Source organism: Leclercia tamurae (assembly GCF_025566055.1).
GTDB classification, from domain to species: domain Bacteria; phylum Pseudomonadota; class Gammaproteobacteria; order Enterobacterales; family Enterobacteriaceae; genus Enterobacter; species Enterobacter tamurae.
In genome coordinates, this window is the sequence record NZ_JAMHKS010000077.1 from 109,254 (window position 1) to 126,850 (window position 17,597).

Genomic DNA, 17,597 nt, shown 5'->3' on the forward strand with positions numbered 1-17,597 from the left:
AAACATGTTTGCAGTGATTTTTGGTCGTCCGGGTTGCCCTTACTGCGTGCGCGCAAAAGATCTGGCAGAAAAACTGACCGCTGAGCGTGAAGATTTTAACTACCGCTACGTGGACATTCATGCGGAAGGCATCTCCAAAGCCGACCTGGAACAGACCGTGGGTAAACCGGTTGAAACCGTTCCGCAGATTTTCCTCGACCAGACCCACATCGGCGGCTTTACCGATTTTGAAGCCTACGCCAAAGAGCACCTGGGCCTGTTCGCAGCCCAGTAAGCCTTCTACGCCCTCACTCTGAGGGCGTTTTTACTTTCACACGGCGATGTTCCAGCGCCCGGCGTACAAACAGAAAGCACAGCGCCCCTAACGCACACCAGAAGATCCCACTCAGCAGCCAGGCCAGTTCCTGCACCAGCGTCCGTGAAGAGATAAACATCATCCGCATCACTACCAGGCAGACCGGCGCGGCGAGGATCGCTCCCATCAGCGGCCTGATCACCTCTCCCCCGCGGGAGAAGAAGCTGGCAGCGATCCCCGGTAACGTGAAGAAAAGTAATCCCAGCCCAGGGTAACCCGCAGAAAAAAACGCCCCCTTCAGTTTGAACGTCAGACTGACGCACACCGCAGTGAAGAGTAAAAAGCAGCACGCCACTCCAGACCAGTTACGTTTAATATTCAATCTATCCCCCTGCCATTTCGGACAAATACTTTTTTCGTCCCGTGGACGCCAATTAGTTGAGTCACCCGGCATTCCTTGCCAAAATCAGCACGTCTTTTCGTCATCGCTATCAAAGGGTGATATTTGTTAAAAATTAACTAATAGTTTGATATTACTTTGTGGGATATATTATAATACGCGATCGGGAGGGACCTACCTCCTCTTACAGTGCAAAACAGTAGCCTAAATATCCCACCCCTTCAACCACTTACTGGTAAACGAAAAGTTATCCTCCGTGAACATAAACGTCGCAGAATTGTTAAACGGGAATTACATCCTGTTATTATTTGTGGTACTGGCTCTGGGTCTTTGCCTGGGTAAATTACGTCTCGGGTCGATCCAACTCGGTAATTCTATTGGCGTTTTAGTCGTTTCGTTATTATTAGGCCAGCAGCATTTCAGTATTAACACCGACGCCCTTAACCTGGGCTTTATGCTGTTTATTTTTTGTGTCGGTGTCGAAGCTGGACCCAACTTTTTTTCTATTTTCTTCCGCGACGGCAAAAATTATCTGATGCTGGCGCTGGTGATGGTGGGCAGCGCCCTGCTCATCGCGTTAGGTTTAGGCAAACTGTTTGGCTGGGATATCGGCCTGACGGCAGGCATGCTGGCCGGATCGATGACCTCGACGCCGGTGCTGGTGGGTGCCGGGGATACGCTGCGCCATCTCGGGCTGGATAACGCCCAGCTGTCGCTGGCGCTGGATCACCTCAGCCTCGGCTATGCCCTGACCTATCTCATCGGTCTGGTGAGTCTGATCGTCGGCGCACGCTATCTGCCGAAATTGCAGCATCAGGATCTGCAGACCAGCGCCCAGCAGATCGCCCGCGAGCGCGGTCTGGACACCGACAGCAAACGCAAAGTCTATCTCCCGGTGATCCGCGCCTACCGCGTCGGCCCGGAGCTGGTGGCCTGGGCGGACGGTAAAAATCTTCGCGAGCTGGGCATCTATCGCCAGACCGGCTGCTATATCGAACGTATTCGCCGTAACGGCATTCTGGCGAACCCGGACGGCGATGCGGTGTTGCAGATGGGCGACGACATTGCGCTGGTGGGTTATCCGGATGCGCACGCCCGTCTCGATCCAAGCTTTCGTAACGGCAAAGAGGTGTTTGACCGCGACCTGCTCGACATGCGCATCGTCACCGAAGAGATCGTGGTCAAAAATCACAATGCCGTCGGTCGCCGTCTGGCACAGCTCAAGCTGACCGATCACGGTTGCTTCCTCAACCGGGTGATCCGCAGCCAGATTGAGATGCCTATCGATGACAACATCGTCCTGAACAAGGGGGATGTGCTGCAGGTGAGCGGCGACACGCGCCGCGTGAAGACCGTCGCCGACCGCATTGGCTTTATCTCCATTCACAGTCAGGTGACCGACCTGCTGGCGTTCTGCGCCTTCTTTATTGTCGGCCTGATGATCGGGATGATCACCTTCCAGTTCAGCAACTTTAGCTTCGGTATTGGTAACGCCGCCGGTCTGCTGTTCGCCGGGATTATGCTCGGCTTTCTGCGTGCCAACCACCCGACCTTCGGCTATATCCCGCAGGGCGCGCTGAACATGGTGAAAGAGTTTGGCCTGATGGTGTTTATGGCGGGCGTGGGCTTAAGCGCGGGCAGCGGCATTGGCCACAGCCTGGGGGCGGTGGGCTGGCAGATGCTGGTCGCTGGGTTAATCGTCAGCCTGGTGCCGGTGGTGATCTGTTTCCTGTTCGGCGCCTACGTGTTGCGCATGAACCGCGCCATGCTGTTTGGCGCCATGATGGGAGCCCGCACCTGTGCGCCCGCGATGGAAATCATCAGCGATACCGCACGCAGCAACATCCCGGCGCTGGGTTACGCTGGCACCTATGCCATCGCTAACGTGCTGTTAACCCTGGCGGGGACCTTGATTATCATCATCTGGCCGGGACTGGGATAAGCGAAAAATTTGCGCATTGGCGAAAAATTTTCGTGATGCGCAGAACTTTTCTGTCATACGTCAGTCATAACTATTGCCACTGCTTTTCTTTGATGTCCCCAATTTGTGGAGCCCATCAACCCCGCCGTTTTGGTTCAAGGTTGATGGGTTTTTTGTTGCCTGTCGTTCAGGCAATAAATCAAGCCTGCCCGTTCCCACCCTTCCCCCATTTAAGTGTTACGCTTAATACCTGAGACAAACCTTCCCCCGAGCCCAAGGAGTACCAATGCTCGCGTTGTACAACACCCTAATCGTGCTATTAACCATTGCCGCCATGGAGTTAGTTGCCGCCCTTGCGCATAAGTACGTTATGCACGGCTGGGGTTGGGGATGGCACGAGTCGCATCACGAGCCGCGCACAAGTTGGTTTGAAGTTAACGATCTTTACGCGGTGGTGTTCGCCGTACTGGCGATTGTGCTGATTGCGCTGGGGACCTGGGGCATGTGGCCGCTACAGTGGATTGGGGCCGGGATGACGGCTTACGGCGCACTCTACTTTATGGTGCACGACGGGCTGGTACATCAGCGCTGGCCGTTCCGCTATATCCCGCGCCGGGGTTATCTCAAGCGCCTGTATCTGGCGCACCGCCTGCACCACGCGGTACGGGGCAAAGAGGAGTGCGTCTCCTTTGGTTTTCTGTATGCCCCGCCGATTGAAAAATTGCAGGCCACGTTACGCCAGCGCAAAGCGCGCAGTGTGGCTAACGCGGGCGCTGCCAGAGCCCGGCCGGACGCGGCGCCTGCGTCGCAAAACGAGAAGTAAGCGCCAGCCCGGCGCCTTTCAGCAGTAATCCCGCCTTCTCAACACCGCTGGTCCCCTGCCGTTTATCCCAGGCGCGGGGGCCCGCAGCGCTCACCTTCATACCAATCTCGCGATATACCCCGTGGGCCGAGGCAATCGCCCAGGCGGATCGCAGCGGTAACCCCGCCAGCCCCGCGCGGGCAGAGGCATAGTAAGGTTCGGCTTCAGCCACCAGCCGCCGGGCAAGTCCCGCGAGGGGCTGGCGCATCTGTGGCGTCGCAATCGCCTCCGGGGGGATGTTCTCCTCGGCCAGCCACTGGGCCGGGAGATAACAGCGGCCAACCCGGGCATCCTCGACGATATCCCGGGCAATATTGGTCAGCTGAAACGCCAGGCCTAAATCACAGGCACGATCGAGCACGGCTTCATCGCGTACCCCCATCACCCGGGCCATCATCAACCCCACGACGCCTGCCACGCGATAGCAGTATTGCAGGGTGTCATCGAATGTCTCGTAATGGGTCTCGCGCACGTCCATGGCAAAGCCATCAAGATGATCGTAAGCCAGCTGGAGCGGGATGTTGTGGCCCAGCGCCACCTCCTGAAAGGCGGCAAAGGCGGGTTCATGCATCTCAGCCCCCTCCCACGCGCGCAGGGTCTGGTTTTTGAGCATCTCCAGACGCTGCTCGGCCTGAGCACTGTCCACGGGGCTGGCGTTAAACCCCAGCTCCTGACCGTCGATAACGTCGTCGCAGTAGCGGCACCAGGCGTAGAGCATCAGCACGCTACGTCGGGTCGCCGGGTCAAAAAGCCTCGCCGCGGTGGCAAAGCTTTTTGATCCCACGGCGATGGTGTCGGTGGCGTGATCCATCAGGGTGGTGTTCATCGGGAAAGCGCCTCCAGCATCAGCCCTGCCGTCGCTTTGGCCGAACCGATCACCCCGGGAATACCGGCACCGGGATGGGTACCGGCCCCAACCAGGTACAGATTAGGGATCCGGCTGTCGCGATTGTGCGGCCGGAACCAGGCGCTCTGACGCAGGATCGGTTCGACAGAGAAGGCCGAGCCCAGATGGGCGCCCAGCTGGTCGCGAAAATCAAAGGGGGTGAACATGCGGTGGGTCACCAGCTGGCTGCGCAGCCCCGGCATGTAGTGGGCTTCAAGATAGGCAAAAATCCTGTCGCGCAGGCGCGGCCCCTCCACATCCCAGTCGAGATCTGCGGTGCCTAAGTGGGGCACCGGGGCTAACACGTAATAGCTGCCGCAGCCCGGCGGTGCCAGGGAGGGATCGGTCACGCAGGGGGCGTGCAGGTAGAGCGAAAAATCCTCCGCCAGCGCATTCTTATTAAAGATAGCGTCGATCAGCTCTTTATAGCGCGGCCCGAAACAGACGGTGTGGTGCGCCAGATCGTGCTGCTTGTTAAGGCCAAAATAGAGCACAAACAAGGAGTTGCTCATCCGTTTACGCTTGAGCGATGCCGCGCGCGCTGCCCCCACCGGATGATGTCCCAGCAGTTTTTCATAGGTATGCACCACGTCGGCATTAGAGGCCACCGCCGCGGTCGGGATGATCTGGCCGTCTTTAAGCTCTACGGCGGAAATGCGCTCGCCCTCGGCCACCAGCCGGGTTACTTCCGCATTGAGCTGCAACTCGCCGCCCAAATCCTGATAGAGCTTGACCAGCCCCTGCACCAGCGCTCCGGTGCCGCCCCGGGCAAACCAGACGCCCCACTCACGCTCAAGGGCGTGGATCAGGGTGTAAATGGACGAGGTCGCAAACGGATTGCCCCCCACCAGCAGCGAATGAAAAGAGAACGCCTGGCGCAGCTGTTCGTTCTCGATAAAGCGTGAGACCATGCTGTAGACGCTGCGCCAGGCCTGCAGACGGGTAAGCTGCGGCCCGGCGCGGAGCATGTCGCGAAAAGAGAGGAACGGCACCGTGCCGAGCTTCAGATACCCCTCGTTAAACACCTCCCGGGAGTAGGCGTGGAATTTACGATACCCCTCCACGTCGCGCGGGTTGAAACGCCGGATCTGCTCTTCCAGCCGGGTCTGCACATTGTCGTAATCAAAGACCTCGCCCGTCTCCCAGCACAGGCGATAGAACGGCGTCACCGGGAGCAGATCGACATAATCCGCCATCCGTTTTCCGGCCAGGGTAAACAGCTCTTCGATAGCGCTGGGATCGGTGATCACCGTCGGCCCGGCGTCAAAGGTGAATCCTTTATCCTGATAAACGTACGCGCGCCCGCCGGGCTTATCCCGCTGCTCAAGCAGAAGTGTGGCAATGCCCTGCGCCTGCAGCCGAATGGCCAGGGCTAATCCGCCGAAACCGGCGCCAATAATCACTGTTTTATTCATGGCGAAACGCTCGCATCCGGGGAGTGAGTTTCAGTATGGCGAGCATCGCTTCGCCGACGGGGACCGGGGGCTTACCTGCCAGGATCCGCGCTTTATCGGCCAGGGTTAGCTGCCCTGCGTAAAAGCGGGCGATCAGCCCTTCGTTAAGAGAGTAAAAACGTTGCATCACCTGCCAGCGTTTATCGGCCTCCCCCGCCAGAAACAGCATCCGGTTGAGGGTGCGGAAAAAGCGCTGCGCCTGCCACTGGCGCATGGCATAGCGATGAATGACGGAAAAGATCGCGGTCGCGCTGATATCCGCGCTGCCGGCAATGGCCTCGGCCAGCGCCACCGCGTGCGGCAACGAATAGCCAGTGGTGGCATGAAACAGCCCGGCGCGCAGGCCGCTGCACGGCTGCTTATCCCGCGCCTGCCAGTACGCCGGGAAATCCCCCGCCAGCATAATCGGCAGATGGCCCTGCTCTTCCCGAATCAGGCGGTCCAGGCACCAGCCCTGCTGGCGGGCATAGTCAGCGATGTTTTGCCGCGCGGCGCTGATATGCAGCCGGGCGGCGTCAATGTAGTGAGTGTCTTCGATCAGCAGTTCGGTTGCGGAAAGCGGGAGGGTATAGACAAAACGGTACCCCCCCTGCTGATTGACCGTGGCGTCCATCAGTATCGGCCGGGTCAGGCCGTGGGGCTGGCGCAGACGCCACTGCTGGCCGAGAAATGACTGACTGCCGGTGTTGAGGTGCCTGTCCGGCGTGTATCCCCGGCCATCGATTACCGCGCGGGCCCGAAGCGTAGTGCCGTCAGCGAGGGTCACCGTCTCCGGGGTGAGCGCGGTGACGACGGCGTGGGTTTGCAGGTTATCGCCAGCGGCCTCGGTCAGCACCGCGGCAAAACGCGCGGAGGTGATGCTGAGATAGTCCCCGGCCAGGGTCCGGTTCAGGTCGGGAAAGCGGACGTCATACCCCTGCCAGCGATGCGCCACCAGGGGGGCAATCCACTGGTGCTGCCCGGGGGTAATGTCGCCCTCATGAAACGACCAGGTGTGATTCCCACCCGGCTGGCTGTCGGCCTCGAGAAGCAGCACGCGCAGCTCGGGGCGCTGCTGGCGCAACCGTAACGCGATCAGCCCGTTCGCCAGCCCACCGCCGGCCAGAATGATGTCCCACTCGTGCGCCATTACGACTGTGCCACCAGCGTGGCCTGACGCAGTTGGGCCAGGTTTGCGCTCCCGGTGCAGAAACAGGCGACGCGCAGCTGGTCGATGATCACCTGAAAATGGTCGATAACCGCCTCGCTGGACACTAACGCGCTTTGCAGCACCCCGGCCGCCTGGCCCACTACGCTGGCGCCTAAGCGGATCGCTTTTGCCACCTCAATGCCGTCGGCGATCCCGCCCGAGGCCACCAGCGGCATATCGGGCAGCGCCTGATGCAGATCCTGTAAGGCCGTCGCGGTCGGGATGCCCCAGTCGGCAAAGGCCATTGCCACCGCCCGCTCGTGCGCGGTCACGGCGCGTTCGCCCTCTACCGCCGCCCAGCTGGTGCCACCCGCGCCCGCGACATCGAGCATCGCCACGCCCGCGGCAGCCAGATGACGGGCAACCGGGACCGAAAGCCCATTGCCCACCTCTTTCACCACCACCGGCACATGCAGCGCCTCGACGGTCTGATGAATGGCGTCGATAACCCCGCACCAGTTGCGATCCCCCCCGTGCTGCAGCGCCTCCTGCAGCGGGTTGAGGTGAATAATCAGCGCATCTGCCGCCAGGGTCTCTACGGCACGTCTGGCATAGTCGATACCCCGTGGCCCGGCGATTTGCGCCGCACCGAGGTTGGCCATCAGCACCACGTCCGGGGCAAAGGATCGCAGTTCTCCCGTCAGGCCATAATTCGCCTCGCTCTCCAGCGCCACGCGCTGGGAGCCAACCCCCATCGCCAGTCCCAGCGCCTGTGCAGCGAGGGCCAGATGTTGATTGATCTGGCTCGCCCGGCGGGTGCCGCCGGTCATCGAGCTGATCAGCAGCGGCGCGTTGAGGGTTCGGCCAAACAGCCTGGTCGTGAGATCGATATCATCAAGATGCAGTTCAGGCAGGGCACAGTGTCCGAAGCGCCATTTTTCAAAGCCGTTGGTACACTTTTTTGCGCCGGGTGCGCGGTTCAGTACGATATCGAGATGATCGCTTTTACGTTGCGACAGGCTGCTCATTGACACTCCGACAGGGATAACGACAGGCTCTGGCTGATAAGCGTCAGCTGTTTTTCAAACCAGACGTGGACATAGTGCCGGGCGGTATTTCCCGGCTGACAGGCGGTAGCGATATGCTGATCGGCGCTGCGCACATGCTCGCGCAGGCGCAGGAAGACACTTTCGGCCCCAAGTACGGCGACCAGGGTCGACTTATCTTTATCCTGATGGGGATCTTTGCCGGTGGCATGTGAGCCGTCCGTCAGGTCATCAATCAGCTGGAAGGCCTGGCCGAGATCGCGGGCGAAAAAGCGCAAGCGTTCGCTGACCTGAGGCGGTGCCCCGGCGGCAATGGCCGCCAGCTGCAGGGTAGCGTTAAACAGGCTGCTGGTTTTCAGCTCATTGGTGAGCAGGATTTCATCGGCATTGCGGCTCTGCCGGGCCGCATTCAGATCGCGAAATTGCCCCTGCACTAGCCCCATATGGCCCACCGACGCGGAGAGCTCGGCCATCGCCCGCGCTTTTATCTCGTGGGTCAGGGAAGGCGCACGTGAGATAACGCAAAACGCATGGCTCAGCAGCGCCACCGCCGCCAGAATCGCGACGTTTTCGCCATACTGATAGTGAACCGTCGGGCGTCCGCGTCTGAGCATGGCGTTGTCCATGCAGGGCATGTCATCCAGGATCAGGGAGGCGACATGGACCATCTCAATGGCACAGGCCAGGTCCAGAATACCGGTCTGCTCGGTTTTGTAGCCCATATCCGTCGCCGCCAGCAGCAGCAGCAGAGGGCGCATTCGCTTGCCGGCGACAAGCGTGGCTTCGCGCATGGCCGCATAGACCTGGCCCTCCTGCTCGCCCTCGGGCAACAGTTGTTCCAGACGTCCTTCAAACGCAGACAGCAGCATTTTTACATCATCTTCATGACTAAGGGTCATAGGGGCTTCCCCGGTGTTAGGGTGGCGACGTCCGCAGAAGGGGTAAAAACGCTTGCCGCAGGGTGATTTACAAAGCGTAGCGTATCCTTCTACGTTTTGTTGAACGCCGAAACAAAGGAAACCTACCATTGTTTTTTATCTATTTTATATCAACAGTTTAAAATTAGATTCGCGGATAAAATTGCACAGAAATTTACATTTGTATAGATTTTTGATGAGGCAGGTTCTTCAGGTCCCCTGACTCTCCTCTTCTTTGCCAAATGCCAGCCGTAACGCGTACTGGCGAATATCCTGCGGCCAGTTCTCAATAGACGCGGTAAACGCCGCCTCATCGTCAGCAAAAAGCGCGCTCAGGCTGGCCTCGTAATCAGGCAGATCTCCCGCAATCTCGTACATAAAGTGGTAGGCGCGATCGTGGCGCTGGCGCTTGTTATCCACCGCTTTACCGGGTTTTCTGGCCCGGTCGATAAGCCTGCGCAGAGTGGCTGACGCCCCGCCGGGCTGGGTAGCCAGCCACTCCCAGTGCCGTGGCAGCAACGTCACCTCTTTGGGCAAGACGCCGAGCTTTGGCCGTCCGCGGGATTTTACGACAGGGGTCTCTGCCAGTTCAGGGTAGACCGCCAGAATATCGGCAATATCGCCATTAAGAGGAATATCGAGCCGTTTTCCGCTGCGATCGTTAAAAATGAAAACGCTTTCACGCTGAATGTTAGCGGATTGGATCTGCTGTAACAGTTCGCTCAGCGTACCCTGGGCGATCTGCCGCTGCCGCCAGAAGGCGGTAAGGGTGAGAGTTATCATGCCTTTACCTTTTTATCCGGGTAAAAATAAAAGATGAGGCTGTCTGGCGATACCTGTTAATTATACCCGGATAAAATAGAACGACGCGCTATTGTGACTCGTTCCCTGACGACGCCCCCTCTCCCGCGATTCGTCCCACCATCGCCCGCAACGCTTCCCGCGTGAGCGGCTGTCGGTCGGTGACAAAATGCAGCGTCATCCCCTCGATAAAGGCGTCCAGCGCCCGGGCGGTGACCGGATCGAACCACTGCTCCAGGGTGGTCTGGCTGGTTTTCATCCAGTCCTGCATCACGGTTTTTAACGAGGCGCTGCGATTCATAAAGGCATAAAGCTGGTACATCAGCTCCATGTTGTGCGGCGTGGTCACCCGGGAGCTGTAAATCAGGGTGGTGATCGACTCGCAGGCCATCTCCGGCCCCGTCACCCCGGCAAAGAACTCGCGATACTGAACCGACATCTGCTGCGTAAACCAGGTGAAGGCCTCTTCGAGCAGCGCATCCATCCCGGAAAAGTAGTAGGTCATCGATCCCAGCGGCACGCCGGCACAGCTGGCGATTTTGCGATGGGTGACCGCGTTCAGACCATGCTCAGCGATGGTGTCCAGGGTGGCCTGCAATATCCGTTCCCGCCGTTGCGGATCGTTGGGTCGTCTGTTCATTTTTACCTCAGCGCATTTATGTACAAATGTACACAAACTTGCTAGTGTTGTCTTCTATGTTGTCCTTCTGGTACAGAAACCATGACCGTCATCTCACCGCGCAAAATTCTGCAACGCCGCCTGTGGGCGCTGTTTATGTTCTTCTTTATTCCCGGCCTGTTAATGGCCTCCTGGGCCACGCGCACCCCTGCCATCCGCGATATTTTGTCGGTCTCGACGGCGGAAATGGGCATCGTATTATTTGGCCTGTCGATAGGGTCGATGAGCGGCATTCTCTGTTCCGCCTGGCTGGTTAAGCGCTTCGGCACCCGGACCGTGATCCGCACCACGATGTGCTGCGCGATTGTGGGTATGATGTTGCTCAGCGTTGCGCTGTGGTTCGCCTCCCCGCTGGCCTTTGCCCTCGGACTGACCGTGTTTGGTGGCAGTTTTGGCGCGGCGGAAGTGGCGATCAACGTCGAAGGCGCCGCCATCGAGCAGGAGATGAACAAAACCGTGCTGCCGATGATGCACGGGTTTTACAGCCTCGGCACCCTGGCCGGTGCTGGCATCGGCATGGCGCTCACCGCTACCGGCATTGCCGCTACCACCCATATTTTACTGGCTGCGCTGGTCTGTATCGCCCCGGTGCTGCTGGGGATCACCGCCATCCCGGATGGTAACGGCAGAAACGTCGCGGGTGAGACGAAAACCGGTGAAAAAGGGCTGCCCTTCTATCGCGATATGCAGCTGATGCTGATTGGCGTGGTAGTGCTGGCGATGGCCTTTGCGGAAGGGTCCGCTAATGACTGGCTGCCGCTGCTGATGGTGGACGGGCATGGCTTCAGTCCGACCTCCGGCTCACTGATTTATGCCGGGTTTACGCTGGGCATGACCGTCGGGCGCTTTACCGGGGGCTGGTTTATCGATCGCTATAGCCGCGTGACGGTGGTCCGTGCCAGCGCCCTGCTGGGTGGTCTGGGCATTGCCCTGATTATTTTTGTCGATGTCGACTGGGTGGCCGGCGTGTCGGTGGTGCTGTGGGGGCTGGGTGCCTCGCTCGGCTTCCCGCTGACCATCTCGGCGGCCAGCGACACCGGCCCGGACGCGCCGACCCGCGTCAGCGTGGTTGCCACCACCGGCTATCTCGCCTTCCTGGTAGGCCCGCCGCTGCTGGGCTTCCTCGGGGAGCATTACGGCTTACGCAGCGCGATGCTGGTGGTCTTAGGATTAGTAATGATTGCCGCTCTGGTCGCCAGGGCGGTCGCCAAACCGGATTCGCAGGCTAGATCTGCCATGGAGAATGGATATGAGCGTTAAACTGATTGCGGTTGATATGGATGGCACCTTCCTCGACGATGCGAAGCAGTACAATCGCGCGCGCTTTCTGCGCCAGTACGCGCAGATGAAGGAACAGGGCATACGGTTTGTGGTTGCCAGCGGCAACCAGTACTACCAGCTGATCTCTTTTTTTCCGGAGATCGCCGATGAGATCGCCTTTGTCGCGGAAAACGGCGGCTGGGTGGTGAATGCCGGGGAAGATGTCTACAACGGCGAGCTGACGCAGGAGCAGTTCGCTGCCGTGGCTGAGTTTCTCTGCGCCATTCCGGAGGTGGAAGTGATCGCCTGCGGCAAAGGCAGCGCCTACACCCTGAAGCACTATGGCGAGGCCTTCCATGATCTGGCCGCCAAATATTATCACCGGCTGGAAAAGGTGGACAATTTCGACAACTTCAACGACATCTTCTTTAAGTTTGGGCTGAACGTGCCGGACGACGAAATCCCCCGGATCCAGGGGATGATCCACCAGCAGCTGAGCGACATTATGGTGCCGGTCACCACCGGACACGGCAGTATCGACCTGATCCTGCCGGGGATCCACAAAGCCAATGGCCTGCGCCTGCTGCAGGAGGTGTGGGGCATCGACAACAGCGAAGTGGTCGCCTTTGGCGACAGCGGCAACGACGTGGAGATGCTGACCCAGGCCGGGTTCAGTTTTGCGATGGCCAATGCCCGGGATCACATCAAGGCGGTTGCCCGCTATGAAGCGCCGCACAATAACGAAGAAGGGGTGCTGGAAGTGATTGACCGTGTGTTAAACCGGGAAGCCCCGTTCAATTAAGCAGGCGTAGTTTCGTAGGCCGGGTAAGGCGCAGCCGCCACCCGGCTTGATTGTTTACTCCGGCTGTAACGAACTGCCCACCCGCTTATCTTTCAGGAACACAAACATTAGCCCCAGCCAGAGGATGCCGTTCGCCAGGTTGAACAGGCTGAACAGCCCGTTGCCGCCGCTGCTGAAGGCGTGTTTGCTGACTTCGATCCCGACGGTGAAGATCAGCATCTGTAACATCCCCATCGCTGCCGACACCGTGCCTTTGCTCATATCGCTGGCAAACAGCGTCAGACGCACCAGCCCGGCATTCGCCAGCCCAATACCAAATGCATAGATACTCAGCCCGGCGGTCATCCACAGATAGGCGTGGGATGAAACCACCGTCGCCACCGCAGCCACCACCAGCCCAATCACAATCGGCCAGCCGCCCATGATGATTAACGAGCGCACGGTGCGGCGTGACGTCAGTCGGGCCAGCACCAGATTACCCACAATCAGCGCGCCAAAAATTGGCACCTGCAGCAGGCCATACTCGTAGCTGCTGAGCTTTTCGCCGCTGATGATGATCACCGGCGACTGGGCAATCCACGCCAGCAGCGGCAGGCAGACAAAGCCAATCGCCAGCGCCCCCGCCACAAAGCGGACATTTTTCAGCACCGCTTTATAGTCGCGCCCCAGCTCCTGCATGGAGAGCTTCTCCCCGATGCGGGTGGCGGTTTCGGGCATTGCGCGGTACAGGCCGTAAAACGAGATCGCCGCCAGCAATGCAAACAGCACGAACATCCCCTCCCACGGCGCGACATGCACCCAGGCGGCCCCCACCAGCGGGCCGAGCAGCGGCGCAATCAGCGCCACATTCGCCATCAGGGCGGTGATTTTGATGCACACCGCCTCCTCAAACGACTCCTGGATGGCGGCATAGCCGACGGCGCCGATAAAGCACAGACTCACGCCCTGCAGGAAGCGCAGCACCATGAACTGCTCGATGTTCTGCGCCAGCAGGGTCGCCAGGCAGGTGACGATAAACCACACCACCCCGGTGAGCATTACCGGACGGCGGCCAATACGATCCGACAGCGGCCCGAGCAGCCACTGTAAAAACATCCCCCCCGCCAGATAGGCGGTCATGGAGGTGGGAACCCACTCGATCCCGGCGTTGTACTGCGCCACCACGGCCAGCATGCCGGGCTGGATCATATCGTTACCGATATAGGTGGAAAATTCGTAAAGCACCAGACACAGCGGGAATAGCAGCGCCTGACGCCCCAGGCGAGTGCTGGAAGAAGAACGGTTTAGCATGGAGTCTCAATATCCGATAAAAAATCGCGCAGAGTGTAATGAAATGGCTGCGCCAGCGATAGCAGATTAACGCAGCTGGTCAGAAATAACGCACAAATCGCCGTCGTTTAAGGTTGCCTTAAGTTAGCGCCCGTATGCTTAGGCGTTTTAAGTCATTGGCCCTAATTATGACACAATTTTCCCCGGCTTCAGAATTGTCTAAGTTAAAGACTTCTAAGACAAAACCGCTTTACCCTTTACCGGCGCGTTTTTATGGTTATCAGCTGATTACGCTGCTGGTTCTGGCCGGGCTTTTTACCTGGCTTTCGCGGGATGAAACCCTCGACAGGATGTTGACGGGTTACTGGTTTGACGCGGCGAGCCAGCACTTCCCACTGCAGCAAAACGCGCTGCTTGATCTGCTCAATCATCGGCTGGCGAAATACCTGACCATTGCCGTGGCGGCGGTTACCCTCCTTTACGGCGCGTTCCGGCGCAATGCCCAACTGGTGACGGCGGCGCTGCTGATGGGGTTGGGTACGGCGGTGGTGGGGGTACTGAAAGCCGTCAGCCATCACAGCTGTCCCTGGGATCTGGTGGAGTATGGCGGCAAGGCGCTGTCGTACCCCCTGTTTGACCCGGCTCCCCTTGGCAGTGGCCCTGGCCGCTGTTTCCCGGGCGGTCATGCTTCGAGCGGGTTTATGGTGATGGGGTTGTTCTTTGCCTTCTGGCGTGAGCGTCCGCGCCTGGCCTGGGGGCTGGTGGCTGCCGGGATCGTGCTCGGCCTGGTGATGGGCTATGGCCAGGTGATGCGCGGCGCACATTTCTTCTCGCACAACCTGTGGGCAGGTTGGTGGGTGTGGTTTTCACAGGTGGTGGCCTACGGCCTGATCTCCATCTGGTTTGCAAAAGAGTAACGAGGATATGTTAGAGAATCTGAACTACGGACTGTTTGAACTGATTAATGCCACCCCGGCTTCACCGGAGTGGAGCATCAAGCTGGCCATCTTTGTGGCGAAAGACCTGATAACCATTATGCCCGCGCTGATCGCGATCCTCTGGCTGTGGGGGCCGCGCAAGCAGGTGGGTGCCCAGCGTCAGCTGGTGATTAAGATCGCCATGGCGCTGGTGATAAGCCTGGCGGCATCCTGGCTGCTGGGTCATGTTTTCCCGCACGACCGTCCGTTTGTCGATCGTATCGGCTATAACTTCCTGCACCACGCCGCGGATGACTCCTTCCCGAGCGATCACGGCACCGCTATTTTCACCTTTGCGCTGGCGTTCCTGTTCTGGCATCGGGTCTGGTCCGGTATTCTGTTGATGGTCGTGGCCTGCGCCATCGCCTGGTCCCGCGTTTATCTGGGGGTCCACTGGCCGATGGATATGCTGGGCGGACTGATGGTCGGCCTGCTGGGCTGCCTGAGCGCGCAGATCCTGTGGAACCTGTGCGGTGACGTTATCTATCAACGCCTCTCGCAGCTGTACCGCTTCTGCTTTGCCCTGCCGATCCGCAAGGGCTGGATACGTGACTAATTCAGGTCTCACGAGGTAAACTTGAGCCCCCGACGCACCGGGGGCTCATTTATCGCTCTGAGGACCTATGGAAACACGACGTGACGAACGGCTGGCTCAACTGATTAATGCGCTTAAGCGCAGCGATAAACTGCATCTGAAAGAGGCCGCCTCACTGCTGGGCGTCTCCGAGATGACCATCCGTCGCGACCTCAACAGTGAAAGCGGGCCGGTGGTGCTGCTTGGCGGCTACATTGTCCTCGAACCCCGCAGCGCCAGCCACTATCTGCTGAGCGATCAAAAAACCCGGCTGGTGGAAGAGAAGCGCAAAGCCGCGCGGCTGGCCGCCTCGCTGGTGCAGCCTCATCAGACGCTGTTTTTTGATTGCGGCACGACCACGCCGTGGATCATCGAAGCCATCGATAACGACCTGCCGTTTACCGGTGTCTGCTACTCCCTGAACACCTTCCTCGCTCTGCAGGAAAAACCCGAGTGCCGGGTGATCCTCTGCGGCGGCGAATTCCACGCCAGCAACGCTATCTTCAAACCGCTCAACCTGCATGACACCCTCAGCAACCTGTGCCCGGATATCGCCTTTTACTCTGCGGCAGGGGTGCATGTTCGCCAGGGGGCGACCTGTTTTAATCTCGATGAGCTGCCGGTTAAACAGTGGGCGATGAACATGGCGCAGTACCATGTGCTGGTGGTGGATCACAGCAAGATGGGCAAGGTGCGTCCGGCGCGGATGGGGGAGCTGATGCGCTTTAACGCGATTGTCAGCGATTGCCGTCCGGATGAAGAACTGGTTACTTATGCTAAGGCGCAGCAGATTAAATTGATGTACTGAGTGCGGTTTATTGCCCGGCGGCGCTACGCTTGCACGGGCCTGGAAAACCACGTAGGCCGGGTAAGGCGAAGCCGCCACCCGGCACTGCACGGAAGCTTTAGTTGAACCAGCCGCCAAACCACTCGTGGAATTTCATCAGCACGTAATCCCACATCCGGCCAAAGAACCCGCCCTCTTCCACCGCTTCCATCACGACCAGCGGCCGCTGCTCAATGGATTTGCCGTTCAGCTGGAAGTCGATGGTGCCGACCACCTGGCCTTTTTTCAGCGGCGCAGTGAGCTGCTTGTCGGTCAGGGTGTAACTGGCTTTCAGGTTTTTCAGCTGGCCGCGCGGAATGGTGACCGAGCCGCTTTCACCGGCGCCGAGCTTGACCTCGCTCTTATCACCAAACCAGACCCGCTGGCTGACAAAGGTGGCATCCGGCTTGATAGGGGTGACGGTTTCGAAGAAGCGGAAGCCCCAGGTCAGCAGTTTTTCTGACTCGTTAAAGCGGATGCGGTCGGTTTTGGTGCCCAGCACCACCGAGATCAGACGCATATCGCCCTGGGTTGCCGAGGCCACCAGGTTGTACCCTGCTCCGGCAGTGGTGCCGGTTTTCATCCCGTCCACGTTGACGTTGCTGCTCCACAGCAGACGGTTGCGGTTCTGCTGGCGGATCTTGTTGAAGGTGAACTCTTTCTCTTTATGGATCGCGTACTCTTCCGGCACATCATGAATCAGTGCCCTGCCCAGCAGCGCCATATCGCGGGCGGTACTGAACTGGCCCGGCGCGTCCAGGCCGTGAACGGTTTTAAAGGTGGTGTTGGTGAGGCCTAATTTTTGCGCGTAGCCATTCATTAAACCAATGAAAGAGTCCTGGCTGCCCGCCACATAATCGGCCAGCGCGATGCAGGCATCATTACCCGACTGAATGATTACCCCTTTGTTCAGATCGGAAACCGCCACCTGATCCCCGGGCTTAAGGAACATCACCGAGGAGCCGCGCAGCGCCGGGTTGCCCGTCGCCCAGGCGTCTTTGCCGATGGTCACCATGTCGGTGAGCTTGATCTTACCGGCTTTCAGGGACTGCCCTACCACGTAGCTGGTCATGATTTTGGTCAGGCTGGCAGGGTCGAGTTTTTCATCTGCATTGCCTTCTGCCAGTACCTTGCCGCTGGCATAGTCCATCAATATCCAGGCGCGCGCATCAACCGGCGGAGCCTCAGGCGCCGCCTGTTCCGCTGCGTACAGCGAAGGTGCAAAAAGGACCAGCAGCGCAGAACCCGCTACCAGACCGCGTAAAGAAAAAGTGTTTCGCATCATAATGCCACCCGAGTTTCCATTCCAAAAATCACGTCACACCACCGTGTCGCAAGAAGCGATGAGTAATAACGTACTAACGCCTTAAAAAAAACCAAAACCTGGTAAAGTTTTTAAAGTTTATGCAATAACAACCCGATACGCTTTGACCGCATCGATTTTTTTCGCGTCTGTTGCGTATTGGTTGGGTTTATCTCACCATGTGAAGCCATCACCA

18 protein-coding genes are annotated in these 17,597 nt (G+C 58.8%); 8 read left to right on the forward strand and 10 right to left on the reverse strand.

The window, feature by feature from the left end:
- The first annotated feature begins 4 nt into the window (after window positions 1-4).
- On the forward strand, window positions 5-274 hold the full coding sequence (locus M8318_RS18495) for a GrxA family glutaredoxin (protein WP_032617267.1): 270 nt from the start codon (window positions 5-7) through the stop codon (window positions 272-274).
- 13 nt (window positions 275-287) lie between these two features.
- On the opposite strand, the gene M8318_RS18500 is transcribed toward M8318_RS18495, so the two are convergent.
- Complete coding sequence (locus M8318_RS18500; protein WP_262663899.1) at window positions 288-677, reverse strand: inner membrane protein YbjM; 390 nt, start codon at window positions 675-677, stop codon at window positions 288-290.
- A 274-nt stretch (window positions 678-951) separates the two neighbouring features.
- Here M8318_RS18500 and M8318_RS18505 point away from each other — a divergent pair, with 274 nt between their 5' ends.
- Window positions 952-2,637 (forward strand): aspartate:alanine antiporter, encoded by a 1,686-nt coding sequence (locus M8318_RS18505; protein ID WP_039029554.1) that lies wholly within the window; start codon window positions 952-954, stop codon window positions 2,635-2,637.
- A 265-nt stretch (window positions 2,638-2,902) separates the two neighbouring features.
- On the forward strand, window positions 2,903-3,439 hold the full coding sequence (locus M8318_RS18510) for a sterol desaturase family protein (protein ID WP_262663901.1): 537 nt from the start codon (window positions 2,903-2,905) through the stop codon (window positions 3,437-3,439).
- Here M8318_RS18510 and crtB read toward each other — a convergent pair.
- The 7 genes from crtB to M8318_RS18545 all read right to left on the reverse strand — a co-directional run bounded on the left by crtB (window position 3,378) and on the right by M8318_RS18545 (window position 10,351).
- Window positions 3,378-4,304 carry a 15-cis-phytoene synthase CrtB gene (gene crtB, locus M8318_RS18515; RefSeq protein WP_262663902.1) on the reverse strand — a complete coding sequence of 309 codons (927 nt, stop codon included), beginning with the start codon at window positions 4,302-4,304 and terminating at the stop codon, window positions 3,378-3,380. The genes M8318_RS18510 and crtB overlap by 62 nt on opposite strands.
- Window positions 4,301-5,779, reverse strand: a complete 1,479-nt coding sequence (locus tag M8318_RS18520) for a phytoene desaturase (RefSeq protein WP_262663903.1) — start codon at window positions 5,777-5,779, stop codon at window positions 4,301-4,303. The genes crtB and M8318_RS18520 overlap by 4 nt, the downstream gene beginning before the upstream one ends.
- A complete protein-coding gene (crtY, locus tag M8318_RS18525; protein ID WP_262663904.1) occupies window positions 5,772-6,947 on the reverse strand; it encodes a lycopene beta-cyclase CrtY in 1,176 nt (391 codons plus the stop codon). The genes M8318_RS18520 and crtY overlap by 8 nt, the downstream gene beginning before the upstream one ends.
- A complete protein-coding gene (gene fni, locus M8318_RS18530) occupies window positions 6,947-7,975 on the reverse strand; it encodes a type 2 isopentenyl-diphosphate Delta-isomerase (RefSeq protein WP_262663905.1) in 1,029 nt (342 codons plus the stop codon). The genes crtY and fni overlap by 1 nt, the downstream gene beginning before the upstream one ends.
- Window positions 7,972-8,892, reverse strand: a complete 921-nt coding sequence (locus tag M8318_RS18535) for a polyprenyl synthetase family protein (protein ID WP_262663906.1) — start codon at window positions 8,890-8,892, stop codon at window positions 7,972-7,974. The genes fni and M8318_RS18535 overlap by 4 nt, the downstream gene beginning before the upstream one ends.
- A 228-nt stretch (window positions 8,893-9,120) precedes the next feature.
- Window positions 9,121-9,693, reverse strand: a complete 573-nt coding sequence (locus M8318_RS18540; protein WP_262663907.1) for a DUF2239 family protein — start codon at window positions 9,691-9,693, stop codon at window positions 9,121-9,123.
- Window positions 9,694-9,781: 88 nt separating this feature from the next.
- Window positions 9,782-10,351: a TetR/AcrR family transcriptional regulator gene (locus M8318_RS18545; protein ID WP_262663908.1), complete on the reverse strand. Its 570-nt coding sequence runs from the start codon at window positions 10,349-10,351 to the stop codon at window positions 9,782-9,784.
- Between the two features lie 81 nt (window positions 10,352-10,432).
- Here M8318_RS18545 and M8318_RS18550 point away from each other — a divergent pair, with 81 nt between their 5' ends.
- On the forward strand, window positions 10,433-11,650 hold the full coding sequence (locus M8318_RS18550) for an MFS transporter (protein WP_225759204.1): 1,218 nt from the start codon (window positions 10,433-10,435) through the stop codon (window positions 11,648-11,650).
- Window positions 11,640-12,452, forward strand: a complete 813-nt coding sequence (locus tag M8318_RS18555; RefSeq protein ID WP_262663909.1) for a Cof-type HAD-IIB family hydrolase — start codon at window positions 11,640-11,642, stop codon at window positions 12,450-12,452. Before M8318_RS18550 ends, M8318_RS18555 begins: the two co-directional genes overlap by 11 nt.
- A 54-nt stretch (window positions 12,453-12,506) precedes the next feature.
- Here M8318_RS18555 and M8318_RS18560 read toward each other — a convergent pair whose 3' ends face one another.
- Window positions 12,507-13,742 carry an MFS transporter gene (locus M8318_RS18560; RefSeq protein WP_262663910.1) on the reverse strand — a complete coding sequence of 412 codons (1,236 nt, stop codon included), beginning with the start codon at window positions 13,740-13,742 and terminating at the stop codon, window positions 12,507-12,509.
- Window positions 13,743-13,909: 167 nt separating this feature from the next.
- Here M8318_RS18560 and M8318_RS18565 point away from each other — a divergent pair, with 167 nt between their 5' ends.
- The 3 genes from M8318_RS18565 (at window position 13,910) to deoR (ending at window position 16,080) form a co-directional block, all read left to right on the forward strand.
- Window positions 13,910-14,638, forward strand: coding sequence for a phosphatase PAP2 family protein (locus M8318_RS18565; protein WP_262663912.1), 729 nt, complete (start codon window positions 13,910-13,912; stop codon window positions 14,636-14,638).
- Window positions 14,639-14,645: 7 nt separating this feature from the next.
- Window positions 14,646-15,254 carry an undecaprenyl-diphosphate phosphatase gene (ybjG, locus tag M8318_RS18570; protein WP_262663913.1) on the forward strand — a complete coding sequence of 203 codons (609 nt, stop codon included), beginning with the start codon at window positions 14,646-14,648 and terminating at the stop codon, window positions 15,252-15,254.
- 67 nt (window positions 15,255-15,321) lie between these two features.
- The gene (gene deoR / locus M8318_RS18575; protein WP_262663915.1) at window positions 15,322-16,080 is read left to right on the forward strand and encodes a DNA-binding transcriptional repressor DeoR; all 759 of its coding nucleotides are present in this window, start codon (window positions 15,322-15,324) and stop codon (window positions 16,078-16,080) included.
- Window positions 16,081-16,177: 97 nt separating this feature from the next.
- On the opposite strand, the gene dacC is transcribed toward deoR, so the two are convergent.
- Window positions 16,178-17,383 carry a serine-type D-Ala-D-Ala carboxypeptidase gene (gene dacC, locus M8318_RS18580; RefSeq protein ID WP_106992500.1) on the reverse strand — a complete coding sequence of 402 codons (1,206 nt, stop codon included), beginning with the start codon at window positions 17,381-17,383 and terminating at the stop codon, window positions 16,178-16,180.
- Window positions 17,384-17,597: the final 214 nt, after the last annotated feature.